At 63.7% G+C, this 13,382-nt stretch carries 7 protein-coding genes and 2 rRNA genes; all 9 read left to right on the top strand.

The features are described from left to right. Positions 1–37 precede the first annotated feature (37 nt). Positions 38–1,069 carry an N-acetyl-gamma-glutamyl-phosphate reductase gene (gene argC / locus QH948_RS08800; protein ID WP_281144066.1) on the top strand — a complete coding sequence of 344 codons (1,032 nt, stop codon included), beginning with the start codon at positions 38–40 and terminating at the stop codon, positions 1,067–1,069. Further along, a complete protein-coding gene (gene argJ / locus QH948_RS08795; RefSeq protein ID WP_281144065.1) occupies positions 1,066–2,217 on the top strand; it encodes a bifunctional glutamate N-acetyltransferase/amino-acid acetyltransferase ArgJ in 1,152 nt (383 codons plus the stop codon). The genes argC and argJ overlap by 4 nt, the downstream gene beginning before the upstream one ends. Continuing rightward, complete coding sequence (argB, locus tag QH948_RS08790; RefSeq protein WP_219083814.1) at positions 2,214–3,122, top strand: acetylglutamate kinase; 909 nt, start codon at positions 2,214–2,216, stop codon at positions 3,120–3,122. Before argJ ends, argB begins: the two co-directional genes overlap by 4 nt. Next, positions 3,119–4,291: an acetylornithine transaminase gene (locus QH948_RS08785; RefSeq protein WP_281144064.1), complete on the top strand. Its 1,173-nt coding sequence runs from the start codon at positions 3,119–3,121 to the stop codon at positions 4,289–4,291. The genes argB and QH948_RS08785 overlap by 4 nt, the downstream gene beginning before the upstream one ends. After that, the gene (locus QH948_RS08780) at positions 4,284–4,778 is read left to right on the top strand and encodes an arginine repressor (RefSeq protein WP_281144063.1); all 495 of its coding nucleotides are present in this window, start codon (positions 4,284–4,286) and stop codon (positions 4,776–4,778) included. Before QH948_RS08785 ends, QH948_RS08780 begins: the two co-directional genes overlap by 8 nt. A 56-nt stretch (positions 4,779–4,834) precedes the next feature. Next, complete coding sequence (argH, locus tag QH948_RS08775) at positions 4,835–6,190, top strand: argininosuccinate lyase (protein WP_281146171.1); 1,356 nt, start codon at positions 4,835–4,837, stop codon at positions 6,188–6,190. Positions 6,191–6,252: 62 nt separating this feature from the next. Continuing rightward, positions 6,253–7,506 carry a tyrosine--tRNA ligase gene (tyrS, locus tag QH948_RS08770; RefSeq protein WP_281144062.1) on the top strand — a complete coding sequence of 418 codons (1,254 nt, stop codon included), beginning with the start codon at positions 6,253–6,255 and terminating at the stop codon, positions 7,504–7,506. A gap of 853 nt (positions 7,507–8,359) precedes the next feature. Beyond that, positions 8,360–9,881 (top strand): 16S ribosomal RNA (locus QH948_RS08765). A gap of 329 nt (positions 9,882–10,210) precedes the next feature. Next, positions 10,211–13,318 (top strand): 23S ribosomal RNA (locus QH948_RS08760). The 16S and 23S rRNA genes sit together here, the layout of an rRNA operon. Positions 13,319–13,382: the final 64 nt, after the last annotated feature.

Below are 13,382 nucleotides of genomic sequence, written 5' to 3'. Positions count from 1 at the left end.
GTTGAATATCTATCGATTGCGTGGAATACTCACGCCCATGACCTACTCAGTCGCAGTGGCAGGCTGCACCGGCTACGCGGGGGGCGAGCTCCTCCGGCTCCTCCTTGCCCATCCCGACGTGAGCATCGGGGCGCTGACCGGGAACTCCAGCGTCGGCGATCTCCTCGGCCAGCATCAGCCGCACCTCGCACCGCTCGCCGACCGCGTCGTGCAGGAGACGAGCGCCGAGGTGCTCGCCGGCCACGACGTCGTGTTCCTCGCGCTGCCGCACGGCACCTCTGCGGCGATCGCCGAGCAGCTGGGCGACGATGTCGTCGTCATCGACGCGGGCGCGGACTTCAGGCTGAACGACGCCACGCAGTGGGAGAAGTTCTACGGAACGCCCCATGCGGGCACCTGGCCGTACGGGCTGCCCGAGCTCCCCGGGGCGCGCGAGGCGCTGGCCGGCAGCCGCCGCGTGGCCGTCCCCGGCTGCTATCCGACGGCGTGCACGCTCGCACTGCTGCCCGCGGTCGCCGGCTCGCTCGTCGACCCGTCGCAGATCGTCATCGTCGCCGCCAGCGGCACCTCCGGCGCCGGCAAGTCCCTGAAGGCGAACCTGCTCGGCTCCGAGGTGATGGGCTCCATGAGCCCCTACGGCGTCGGCGGCATCCACCGGCACACGCCCGAGATCACCCAGAATCTCTCGGGTGTCACCGACGAGCAGGTCGTCGTCTCCTTCACCCCGACCCTGGCGCCCATGCCGCGTGGCATCCTCGCGACCTGCTCCGCGCCCGTCGCGCCCGGCGTCACGACCGAGACGGCGCGCGCCACCTTCGAGGCCTTCTACGCGGACGAGCCCTTCGTCGACCTGCTCCCCGAGGGCGTCTGGCCGCAGACCGCATCGATCGTCGGCTCGAACCGCGTCATCGTCCAGGTCGTCGTCGACGAGACGGCCGGACGGCTCATCGCCATCAGCGCGATCGACAACCTGACGAAGGGCACCGCCGGCGGCGCGGTGCAGTCCATGAACCTTGCCCTCGGCCTGCCCGAGGGCTCCGGCCTCAGCACGGTAGGAGTGGCCCCGTGAGCATCACCGCACCCCAGGGATTCGTCGCGGCCGGCGTCACGGCCGGCCTCAAGCCGAGCGGCCGCGCCGACGTCGCGCTGGTCCGCAACCTCGGCCCGTCCATGTCCGCCGCCGCGGTCTTCACCAGCAACCGCGTCTTCGCCGCACCCGTGAAGTGGTCGCGGCAGGCAGTGGCGGACGGCCAGCTGCAGGCCGTCATCCTCAACTCCGGCGGCGCCAACGCCTGCACGGGGCCGGAGGGCTTCGCCGACTCGGCGGCCACGGCCTCGCGCGTCGCGGACCGGCTCGGCCTCATCACGGACAACGTCGCGGTGTGCTCCACCGGCCTGATCGGCGTACGCCTGCCCATGGACCTGCTGCTCGCCGGCGTCGACGACGCGGCCGCTAACCTGGCTTCCGACGGCGGCCCCGACGCCGCCAGGGCCATCATGACGACCGACACCGTCCCGAAGGAGGCCGTTGTCGAGGGCGCCGGCTGGAGCATCGGCGGGATGGCCAAGGGCGCCGGCATGCTGGCCCCCGGACTCGCAACGATGCTCGTCGTGCTGACGACCGACGCCGAGCTGCCCGCGGACGCTCTGCAGGGGGCGCTGCGGGAGGCCACCCGGCTGAGCTTCGACCGGGCCGACTCCGACGGGTGCATGTCCACCAATGACACGGTCATCCTGATGTCGTCGGGTGCCTCGGGCGTCGCCCCCGGGGCCGCAGAGTTCACGGCGGCCCTCACCGCGCTGTGCCAGGATCTCGCCGCTCAGCTGATCGCCGATGCCGAGGGCGCCGCGCACGAGATCGCCATCGAGGTGACCGGGGCTGCGAGCGAACGCGACGCAGAGGTCGTCGGCCGCGAGATCGCGCGGTCGAACCTGTTCAAGTGCGCGATCTTCGGCGGCGACCCCAACTGGGGTCGCGTGCTGTCCGCCATCGGTGTCACCGACGCCGCCTTCGACGCCGACGACCTCGACGTCTCCTTCAACGGCGTCATGGTCTGCCGCGCCGGGCAGATCGGCGAACCGCGCGACCTGGTCGACCTCAGCGGCCGCCACGTCCGCGTCACCGTCGACCTGCACGCAGGCGACCGGAGCGCCACCATCCTCACCAACGACCTCACCTATGACTACGTCAAGGAGAACGCGGAGTACTCGACATGAGCCCGAAGACCCTGGTGCAGCGGCACCCTGAGCTCCTCACCAAGGCATCCACGCTCATCGAGGCGCTGCCCTGGCTCGCGCAGTACGCGGGGGAGACGGTCGTCATCAAGTACGGCGGCAACGCGATGATCGACGACGACCTCAAGCGGGCGTTCGCCGAGGACATCGTGTTCCTCAAGCGCGTCGGCGTGAAGCCGGTGGTCGTGCATGGCGGCGGGCCGCAGATCACCGAGATGCTCGACAGGCTGGGGATCGTGTCGGAGTTCCGAGGCGGGCTGCGCGTCACGACCCCGGAGGCGATGGACGTCGTACGGATGGTGCTCGTCGGCCAGGTCGGCCGGGAGCTCGTCAACCTGATCAACCAGCACGGCAACTTCGCCGTCGGCATGTCTGGGGAGGACGGCGGGCTGTTCAGCGCGACCCGGCGCGGGCTGCAGGTCGGCGACGAGGAGATCGACCTCGGGCTGGTCGGCGACGTCGACGCGGTGGACCCGAGCTCGCTGATCGACCTGATCGACGCAGGGCGCATCCCCGTCGTCGCGACGGTCGCGCCCGACAAGCAGGGCAACGCGCTCAACATCAACGGCGATACCTCGGCGGCGGCCCTCGCCGTGGCGCTCGGGGCGAAGCGGCTCGTGATGCTGACCAACGTCGCGGGGGTCTACGCGAACTGGCCCGACGAGGAGTCGATCATCACGCAGATCGGCACCGACGAGGTCCGGGCGATGCTGCCGTCGCTCGATGCGGGCATGATCCCCAAGATGGAGGCCTGCCTGCGTGCGGTTGAGGGCGGCGTCACGTCCGCGACGGTCATCGACGGACGCGTTAAGCACTGCCTGCTGCTCGAGATCTTCACGAACGAGGGCGTGGGCACCATGGTCACGAACGAGGAGCCGGGAGCATGACACAGGATCAGCTGATCCACCGCTACGACGCAGTCATGATGAACGCCTTCGGTGCACCCAAGCGGGTCTTCGCCCGCGGCGAGGGAGTCCACGTCTGGGACGCCGACGGCCGGCGCTACACCGACCTGCTGTCGGGCATCGCGGTCCTGGCGCTCGGCCACGCCAACCCTGCGGTGACGCGGGCGATCACGGACCAGCTCCACCAGCTGGGGCACGTCTCGAACTTTTTCGCCAGCGAGCCGCAGATCCGCCTCGCCGAGCGCCTCGCCGCGCTGACCGGGGCCGCCGAGACGCGCGTGTTCTTCGCGAACTCCGGAACCGAGGCGAACGAGGCGGCCTTCAAGATCACGAGGCTGACCAGACGCACCCGGATCATCGCGATGGAGGGCTCCTTCCACGGACGTACCATGGGGGCGCTGGCGCTGACCTCCTCCGAGAAGTACCGCGCGCCGTTCGAGCCGCTGCCCGGAGACGTGACCTTCGTGCCGTTCGGCGACGCCCCGGCGCTGGCCGCCGCGGTCGATGAGACCGTGGCCGCCGTCATCCTGGAGACGGTGCAGGGGGAGAACGGCGTCGTGCCCGTGCCCGCCGGATTCCTCGCGGAGGCGCGGCGGATCACCCGCGAGGCGGGCGCGCTGCTCTGGATCGACGAGGTCCAGACCGGCATGGGGCGCAGCGGTGAGTATCTCGCCCACCGGGCCGACGGCATCGTCGCGGATCTCGTGACGCTGGCCAAGGGGCTCGGCAACGGCTTCCCCATCGGAGCGTGCCTCGCCTCCGGACCCGCCGCAGGGCTGATCACCCCCGGCCTCCACGGCACCACCTTCGGCGGCAACCCCGTCGCCGCAGCCGCGGGCAACGCCGTCCTCGACCAGCTCGAGGGAGGCGTGCTGGAGAACGCGCGCGCCGTCGGCGCCTGGCTGGCCGACGCGATCCGGGAACTGGGCCACCCGAAGATCGCCGAGGTCCGGGGCCGCGGGCTGCTGCTCGGCGTCGTCCTGACCGAGGACATCGCCCCCCGGGTGGCGGATGCCGCGCTGGAGGCGGGCTGGATCATCAACGCGCCGCGCCCCGGGGTGCTTCGCGTCGCCCCGCCCCTTATCTCGACGCGCGAGGACCTCGAGGGCTTCGTCGCCGTGCTGCCCGGGCTGCTGGACGCCCATGGCTAACCCGACCCGCACCGGGCGCCTCGCGGTGCTGCGGCAACTCCTGCAGGAGGCGCGCTTCACGTCGCAGGGGGAACTCATCGACGCGCTGGGGGAGCACGGCATCGTCGTCAGCCAGCCGACGCTGTCCAAGGACCTCCTCGAGTTGGGCGCCGTCAGGCAACGGGCCGTGGGCGGCGCCCTCGTGTACGCAGCGGCACTGGAGGAGGGGGAGGACGCCGTCCTCGAGAAGCTGGCCCGGCTGTGTGCCGAGCTGCTGCAGTCCATCCGGCACGCCGGAACCCAGATCCTCATCAAGACGCCGCCCGGGGCGGCGCAGTACTTCGCGTCGTACCTCGACCAGGCCTGCCTCCACGGCGTCCTCGGTACGATCGCAGGCGACGACACCCTCCTGGTGATCGCCACGGACGAAGAGGCCGCAGAGTCGACGGTCGGACAGATCTCGGAGATGACCCGGACCGGAAGGCCGGCGGAGAGGGAGCAGTTGTGAGCACAGATCAGGGACGCCTCTGGGGCGGTCGGTTCGCCGGCGGGCCGAGCGACGCGATGTTCGCGCTGTCGAAGTCGACGCAGTTCGACTGGCGGCTGGCGCTGCACGACATCGCCGGCTCGCGCGCGCACGCGAAGGCCCTGCGGGCGGCGGGCCTGCTGGACGAGGGGCAGGCCGATGCCATGGACGCGGGCCTGGCAGAGCTGGCCCGACGGGTCGAGGCGGGCGAGTTCGTCGCGGCAGACTCCGACGAGGACGTGCACGGGGCACTGGAGCGCGGGCTCAAGGAGATCGTCGGACCGGAGCTGGGTGGCCGCATCCGCGCAGGCCGGTCCCGCAACGACCAGATCGCGACGCTCATCCGCAGCTACCTCCGCCACGAGATCCGCCTCATCGCGCAGGACGTCGACGGCGTCATCGCGGCGCTGGCGGCGCAGGCGACGACGTACCTCGGCGCCGTGATGCCCGGGCGCACGCACCTGCAGTCGGCGCAACCCATCCTGCTCAGCCACCACCTCCTCGCGCACGCCTGGCCGCTCGTGCGCGACATCGACCGGCTCCGCGACCTCGACCGCAGGCTCGCGGTCAGCCCGTACGGCTCCGCAGCGCTGGCCGGCACGTCGCTGGGGCTGGACCCCGAGCTCGTCGCGCGGGAGCTGGGCTTCGACTCGTCGGTCCCCAACTCCATCGACGGCACCGCTGCGCGCGACCTGACTGCAGAGGCGGCCTACGTCCTCGCGCAGATCGGCGTCGACCTGTCGCGGCTGAGCGAGGACGTGATCCTCTGGTGCACGGCGGAGTTCGGGTTCGCGACGCTGGACGACGCCTGGTCGACGGGGTCGTCGATCATGCCCCAGAAGAAGAACCCGGACGTCGCCGAGCTGGCGCGTGGCAAAGCCGGTCGACTCATTGGGAACCTGGCCGGGCTGCTGGCGACGTTCAAGGGGCTGCCGCTCGCGTACAACCGCGACCTGCAGGAGGACAAGGAGCCCATCTTCGACGGCCTTGACCAGCTGCACGTGCTGGTGCCCGCCGTCGCAGGGATGGTCGGGACGCTGACGTTCCACCCGGAGCGGATGGCGGAGGTCGCGCCCAGGGGCTTCTCGCTGGCGACCGATGTGGCGGACCACCTGGTCCGCTCCGGCGTCCCCTTCGCCGTCGCGCACGAGGTGGCTGGCGAGACCGTCCGGTACTGCGAGGCCGGTGGCACCACGCTGCAGGACCTGTCCAGGGAGGATCTGCCGAAGATCTCCGAACACCTGGACGAGGGCGTCCTCGATGTGCTCACGGTCGAGGGCTCCGTCGCCTCGCGCAACGGCCGCGGCGGCACCGCCCCGGACCGCGTCCAAGACCAGCTCGGCGAACTGGACGCCGCGCGCTCCGAGTTGGGCGCCTGGGCGGCGACCGCCTGAGGTCACGGACAGCCGGGGTTCGGACAGGACCCCGGCTGCGTCATGTCCTAGGCTTGGGCCTCGTGAACGCAACTCTTGACGACCTTGCCTGGCGTGGGCTCATCGCCCACTCGACCGACCGCGACGCCCTGGCGGCGCACCTGGATGAGGGCCCCGTCAAGTTCTATGTGGGCTTCGACCCCACGGCGCAGAGCGTCCACACCGGAAACCTCGTCCAGCTCCTCCTCGCCCGCCGCCTCCAGCAGGCAGGCCACAGGCCCTTCATGCTCGTCGGCGGCGCCACCGGCCTGATCGGCGACCCCAAGGAGGCGGGGGAGCGGGTGATGAACTCTGTTGACGTCGTGCACGGGTGGGTCGACAAGATCCGCGCCCAGGTCGAACGGTTCGTCTCCTTCGAAGGGGACAACGCCGCCACGATGGTCAACAACTACGACTGGACGAGCCAGATGTCCGTGCTGGACTTCCTACGCGACGTCGGCAAGCACTTCCCGGTCAACCGCATGCTGGCGCGCGACGTCGTGGCCCGACGCCTCGAGTCCGGCATCTCCTACACGGAGTTCTCGTACGTTCTGTTGCAGTCGATGGACTACCGCGAGCTCAACAGGCGCCACGGCGTGACGCTGCAGACGGGCGGCTCCGACCAGTGGGGCAACCTCACGGCGGGAGTCGAGCTCATCCGCAGGAGCGACCAGGGCAAGGTGCACGCGATGGCCACGCCTCTACTCACGAAGGCCGACGGCACCAAGTTCGGCAAGACGGAGTCCGGGACCGTGTGGCTCGACGAGAACCTGACGTCTGTGTACGCCTTCTACCAGTTCTTCCTGAACGCGGAGGATGCGAAGGTCATCGACTACCTGAAGGTCTTCTCCTTCCGTAGCAGGGAGGAGATCGAGGCGCTCGAGCAGGCCACGATCGACGCCCCGTACAAGCGGGAAGCCCAACGCGCCCTGGCCGACGACGTGACCGATCTGGTGCACGGCAGGGCGGAGCGGGAGGCCGCCGCCGCGGCCGCCCAGGCCCTGTTCGGCAGGGGAGAGCTCCAGGAGCTGTCCGCGCACACGCTCGACGGTGTGGTGCGTGAGGTCAAGGGTGCCGAGGTCGCCGGCGACGTGACAATCGTCGACGCGCTCGTCGCCGCCGGCCTCGTGGACTCCAAGGGGGCGGCGCGCCGCGCAGTCGCCGAGGGAGGCGCCTACCTGAACAACGAGAAGGTGACCGACCCCGAACTCCTGCTGACGGGGGAGCTCCTCCTGCACGGTCGCTACGCGATCCTGCGGCGGGGACGCAAGACGGTGGGAGCCGTGGTCCGAGGCTGACCAGGCACCCCGGCTGGCGCGGCCGGCACCCCTCCGGGGAGCCGGCCGCGCGTGCATCACCAGTGAGTTGCGAACGGGCCATCGACCCCGTATAGTTCACTAAGCCCCGTTGGTGCACCGGACTGGAGACAGGACGGACCCGGGGCCACCATCCCAGACTCAACGTTGACCGGGCGAGTGTGCGTTCGCATGGAACCCACTTGGTCCGTCGACAGAGCCTGGTCCCCTCAGGGAGGTGGTGGTCCGCCTCGGCGGACAGACTGACAAATCAACAGCGTAATTGCCCCGAAAGGCCAATTTGACGGCCGAGGAAAATGGGGAGTAGAGTTCAACAGGTCGCAAACGCGACGTGGTCGAATGGATTTCCGGAAACGGTTGATCAACTCCTTCTGATTCCCGCCGAATCAAATCCGATGGATTTGACGGGGTGAATACGAAAGAGTAAAGTCGGTCAGGTCGCTTCGGCGGCCGAACAACTCGATACGATCTGGTTCGAAGTGCTGTTTTGACAGTGTGGAGATTTGGGGAGTAGGGTTGGTGGAGTTGCCCCGCGGCTGGTCTGGACAGGTTTTTGTCTGGGTTGGCGCGGTGTGTACCCGAAACTTGAGAACTCAACAGCGTGCTTTAAGTCAATGCCAATTTTTTGATGCATCAAGCAATGTGGCCTCTTTGGGGGTTGTGTTGTTTGTCGCGTTTTTACCCCGTCGGCATGGCCCTTGTGGTTGTGTCGCGGTTTTTCTTTGAGATTGATTGATTGATTCAGCCAGTTTTGGTTGTTTCTGTTTGTCAGTGTCTTCTTTTTGTTGACAGTGTTTTCCTGCCGGCCTGGTGGTTGGTGGGTGCTGAAATGTTTTCAACGGAGAGTTTGATCCTGGCTCAGGACGAACGCTGGCGGCGTGCTTAACACATGCAAGTCGAACGGTAAGGCCCTTTCGGGGGTACACGAGTGGCGAACGGGTGAGTAACACGTGAGTAACCTGCCCTTGACTCTGGGATAACATCTGGAAACAGGTGCTAATACTGGATATTCTGCGATGCCTGCATGGGTGTTGTTGGAAAGTTCCGGCGGTCAGGGATGGACTCGCGGCCTATCAGCTTGTTGGTGAGGTAGTGGCTCACCAAGGCTTCGACGGGTAGCCGGACTGAGAGGTTGACCGGCCACATTGGGACTGAGATACGGCCCAAACTCCTACGGGAGGCAGCAGTGGGGAATATTGCACAATGGACGGAAGTCTGATGCAGCAACGCCGCGTGCGGGATGACGGCCTTCGGGTTGTAAACCGCTTTCATCCATGACGAAGCGAGAGTGACGGTAGTGGGAGAAGAAGCACCGGCTAACTACGTGCCAGCAGCCGCGGTGATACGTAGGGTGCGAGCGTTGTCCGGATTTATTGGGCGTAAAGAGCTTGTAGGCGGTTTGTTGCGTCGGGAGTGAAAACTCAGGGCTTAACCCTGAGCCTGCTTTCGATACGGGCAGACTTGAGGAAGGTAGGGGAGAATGGAATTCCTGGTGAAGCGGTGGAATGCGTAGATATCAGGAGGAACACCAGTGGCGAAGGCGGTTCTCTGGACCTTTCCTGACGCTGAGAAGCGAAAGCGTGGGGAGCAAACAGGCTTAGATACCCTGGTAGTCCACGCCGTAAACGGTGGGTACTAGGTGTGGGGGACATTCCACGTTCTCCGTGCCGCAGCTAACGCATTAAGTACCCCGCCTGGGGAGTACGGCCGCAAGGCTAAAACTCAAAGGAATTGACGGGGCCCCGCACAAGCGGCGGAGCATGCGGATTAATTCGATGCAACGCGAAGAACCTTACCTGGGTTTGACATATGCCGGAAACATCTAGAGATAGGTGCCCCTTTTTGGTCGGTATACAGGTGGTGCATGGCTGTCGTCAGCTCGTGTCGTGAGATGTTGGGTTAAGTCCCGCAACGAGCGCAACCCTCGTCCTATGTTGCCAGCGGGTAATGCCGGGGACTCATAGGAGACCGCCGGGGTCAACTCGGAGGAAGGTGGGGATGACGTCAAGTCATCATGCCCCTTATGTCCAGGGCTTCACGCATGCTACAATGGCCGGTACAAAGAGCTGCGAGCCTGTGAGGGTGAGCGAATCTCAAAAAGCCGGTCTCAGTTCGGATTGGGGTCTGCAACTCGACCCCATGAAGTCGGAGTCGCTAGTAATCGCAGATCAGCAACGCTGCGGTGAATACGTTCCCGGGGCTTGTACACACCGCCCGTCAAGTCATGAAAGTCGGTAACACCCGAAGCCGGTGGCCTAACCCTTTTTGGGAGGGAGCTGTCGAAGGTGGGACCGGTAATTAGGACTAAGTCGTAACAAGGTAGCCGTACCGGAAGGTGCGGCTGGATCACCTCCTTTCTAAGGAGCTTTTGGCAGGCCGGCCCGTGTGGTTGGTTTGTTCAATTCACTTCAGTTCCGGGGCATGTGTTCCCGGCTGGAGGGTTCTGGTTGGTGGAACATTGACTGAGAGTCATCCCCCGTGAGTACAACCCGGTTTTCCGGGAGTGGGAAGTGGTGGGGTGGCTTGTTTGCACGTTGTTGGGTCCTGAAGGGTCGGTTACCTAGTTGGTGGCGCCTTCTTGCGGACCATTTGCCGGGCCTGGTCATCTGTTGGTGGCTGGTGTTGGTGGTGGGCTCGCTCGTTTTTTGAGAATTTCACAGTGGACGCGAGCATCTTTGTAGATTATTGACAAGCTACTAAGTGCGATCGGTGGATGCCTTGGCACCAAGAGCCGATGAAGGACGTTGTAACCTGCGATAAGCCTCGGGGAGTTGGTAAACAAGCTTTGATCCGAGGATGTCCGAATAGGGAAACCTTGAAATACCGGAGTCATGTCCGGCGACCTCTGCCTGAATGTATAGGGCAGTTGGAGGGAACGGGGGGAAGTGAAACATCTCAGTACCCTCAGGAAGAGAAAACAATAGTGATTCCGTGAGTAGTGGCGAGCGAAAGCGGAAGAGGCCAAACCTCAGTTGTGTGATAGCTGACAGGCGTTGCAGCTGGGGGGTTGTGGGGTCTCTCGGACCGTGCTGTTGAACGGTCGAAGAGTTAGAAATGGTTAGTGAAGTTGAAGTGTGCTGCGAAGGCCACAGCAGAGAAGGTAATACTCCTGTAGACGTAAGCTTTCCACTCTTGAGAGTGTCCCCAAGTAGGGCGGAACCCCTGAAATTCCGCTTGAATCTGGCAGGACCATCTGCTAAGCCTAAATACTCCTTGGTGACCGATAGCGGACAAGTACCGTGAGGGAAAGGTGAAAAGTACCCCGGGAGGGGAGTGAAATAGTACCTGAAACCGATCGCATACAATCCGTCGGAGCCCTTCGGGGTGACGGCGTGCCTTTTGAAGAATGAGCCTGCGAGTTAGTGGTACGTGGCGAGGTTAACCCGTGTGGGGTAGCCGTAGCGAAAGCGAGTCCTAATAGGGCGTTTGAGTCGCGTGCTCTAGACCCGAAGCGGAGTGATCTATCCATGGCCAGGTTGAAGCGACGGTAAGACGTCGTGGAGGACCGAACTCACTTGGGTTGAAAACCGAGGAGATGAGCTGTGGATAGGGGTGAAAGGCCAATCAAACTCCGTGATAGCTGGTTCTCCCCGAAATGCATTTAGGTGCAGCGTCGCATGTTTCTTACCGGAGGTAGAGCACTGAATGGTCTAGGGGGCCCAACAGCTTACCGAAATCAGTCAAACTCCGAATGCCGGTAAGTGAGAGTGCGGCAGTGAGACAGTGGGGGATAAGCTTCATTGTCGAGAGGGAAACAGCCCAGATCATCAGCTAAGGCCCCTAAGCGGTAACTAAGTGGAAAAGGATGTGGAGTTGCGGAGACAACCAGGAGGTTGGCTTGGAAGCAGCCACCCTTGAAAGAGTGCGTAATAGCTCACTGGTCAAGTGATTCTGCGCCGACAATTTAGCGGGGCTCAAGTTATCCGCCGAAGCTATGGCATTCAAATATTTTGACCGTAAGGTTGTTTGGATGGGTAGGGGAGCGTCGTGTGCGCGTTGAAGCGGCGGGGTGACCCAGTCGTGGAGAGCACACGAGTGAGAATGCAGGCATGAGTAGCGAATGACGGGTGAGAAACCCGTCCGCCGAATATCCAAGGGTTCCAGGGTCAAGCTAATCTGCCCTGGGTTAGTCGGGACCTAAGGCGAGGCCGACAGGCGTAGTCGATGGACAACGGGTTGATATTCCCGTGACCGGCGAAATATCGCCCCTGCCGAGGTGAGTGATGCTAAGCATGCGAGACATTTCTTCTGGTGGCCTTCGGGTCGTCGGGGTTGTGTTGAGTCTGTGATCCGATCTTATAGTAGGCAAGCTGCGGAGGGACGCAGGAAGGTAGCTCTTCCCGGGTATGGCTATACCGGGTCAAGTGTGTAGGGTGAGACGTAGGCAAATCCGCGTCTCATTGAGCCTGAGACATGATGTGTCCACACCTTTGTGGTGTGGTTAGAGTGATCCTATGCTGCCTAGAAAAGCTTCGTGAGCGAGATATGAGCCGCCCGTACCCTAAACCGACACAGGTGGATAGGTAGAGAATACCAAGGCGATCGAGATAATCGTGGTGAAGGAACTCGGCAAAATACCCCCGTAACTTCGGGATAAGGGGGACCTGATACGTAGTAGAACTTGCTTCGAAAGCGTTGAGGGTCGCAGAGACCAGGCCCAAGCGACTGTTTACTAAAAACACAGGTCCGTGCCAAGTCGAAAGACGATGTATACGGACTGACTCCTGCCCGGTGCTGGAAGGTTAAGGGGAAGGGTCAACACTTCGGTGTGAAGCCTTGAACTTAAGCCCCAGTAAACGGCGGTGGTAACTATAACCATCCTAAGGTAGCGAAATTCCTTGTCGGGTAAGTTCCGACCTGCACGAATGGAGTAACGATTTGGGCGCTGTCTCCACCACGAACTCGGCGAAATTGCATTACGAGTAAAGATGCTCGTTACGCGCAGCAGGACGGAAAGACCCCGGGACCTTTACTATAGTTTGGTATTGGTGATCGGTGTGACTTGTGTAGGATAGGTGGGAGACTGTGAAGCCCGGACGCCAGTTCGGGTGGAGTCATCGTTGAAATACCACTCTGGTCACTCTGGTTATCTAACCTAGGTCCATTATCTGGATCAGGGACAGTGCCTGATGGGTAGTTTGACTGGGGCGGTCGCCTCCTAAAAGGTAACGGAGGCGCCCAAAGGTTCCCTCAGCCTGGTTGGCAATCAGGTTTCGAGTGTAAGTGCACAAGGGAGCTTGACTGCGAGAGAGACATCTCGAGCAGGGACGAAAGTCGGGACTAGTGATCTTCTGGTGGCACATGGAAGCGCCAGGACTCAACGGATAAAAGGTACCCCGGGGATAACAGGCTGATCTTGCCCGAGCGTCCATAGCGACGGCATGGTTTGGCACCTCGATGTCGGCTCGTCGCATCCTGGGGCTGGAGTCGGTCCCAAGGGTTGGGCTGTTCGCCCATTAAAGCGGCACGCGAGCTGGGTTTAGAACGTCGTGAGACAGTTCGGTCCCTATCCGCTGCGCGCGTAGGAGTCTTGAGAAGAGCTGTCCTTAGTACGAGAGGACCGGGACGGACTAACCTCTGGTGTGCCAGTTGTTCCACCAGGAGCACGGCTGGTTGGCTACGTTGGGAAGTGATAACCGCTGAAAGCATCTAAGCGGGAAGCACGCTTCAAGATGAGGGCTCCCACAGAATAATCTGGTAAGGCCCCCTGTAGACCACAGGGTTGATAGGTCGGACGTGGAAGCACAGTAATGTGTGGAGCTGACCGATACTAATAGGCCGAGGGCTTGTCTTCTACAAAGATGCTACGCGTCCACTGTGTAATGTCTCGAACAACGATCGAGACAACCCCCGCACGC

The sequence above is a fragment of the Tessaracoccus lacteus genome, assembly GCF_029917005.1.
Lineage (GTDB): Bacteria > Actinomycetota > Actinomycetes > Propionibacteriales > Propionibacteriaceae > Arachnia > Arachnia lactea.
Note: the sequence above shows the minus strand (reverse complement) of the source record. Positions and strands in the feature narration are given on the sequence as shown.

What these genes read in the sequence shown, in the direction of transcription:
- argC (WP_281144066.1), top strand. Translation starts at nt 38, where the DNA reads ATGACCTACTCAGTCGCAGTGGCAGGCTGCACCGGCTACGCGGGGGGC.
- argB (WP_219083814.1), top strand. Translation starts at nt 2,214, where the DNA reads ATGAGCCCGAAGACCCTGGTGCAGCGGCACCCTGAGCTCCTCACCAAG.
- QH948_RS08785 (WP_281144064.1), top strand. Translation starts at nt 3,119, where the DNA reads ATGACACAGGATCAGCTGATCCACCGCTACGACGCAGTCATGATGAAC.
- QH948_RS08780 (WP_281144063.1), top strand. Translation starts at nt 4,284, where the DNA reads ATGGCTAACCCGACCCGCACCGGGCGCCTCGCGGTGCTGCGGCAACTC.
- argH (WP_281146171.1), top strand. Translation starts at nt 4,835, where the DNA reads ATGTTCGCGCTGTCGAAGTCGACGCAGTTCGACTGGCGGCTGGCGCTG.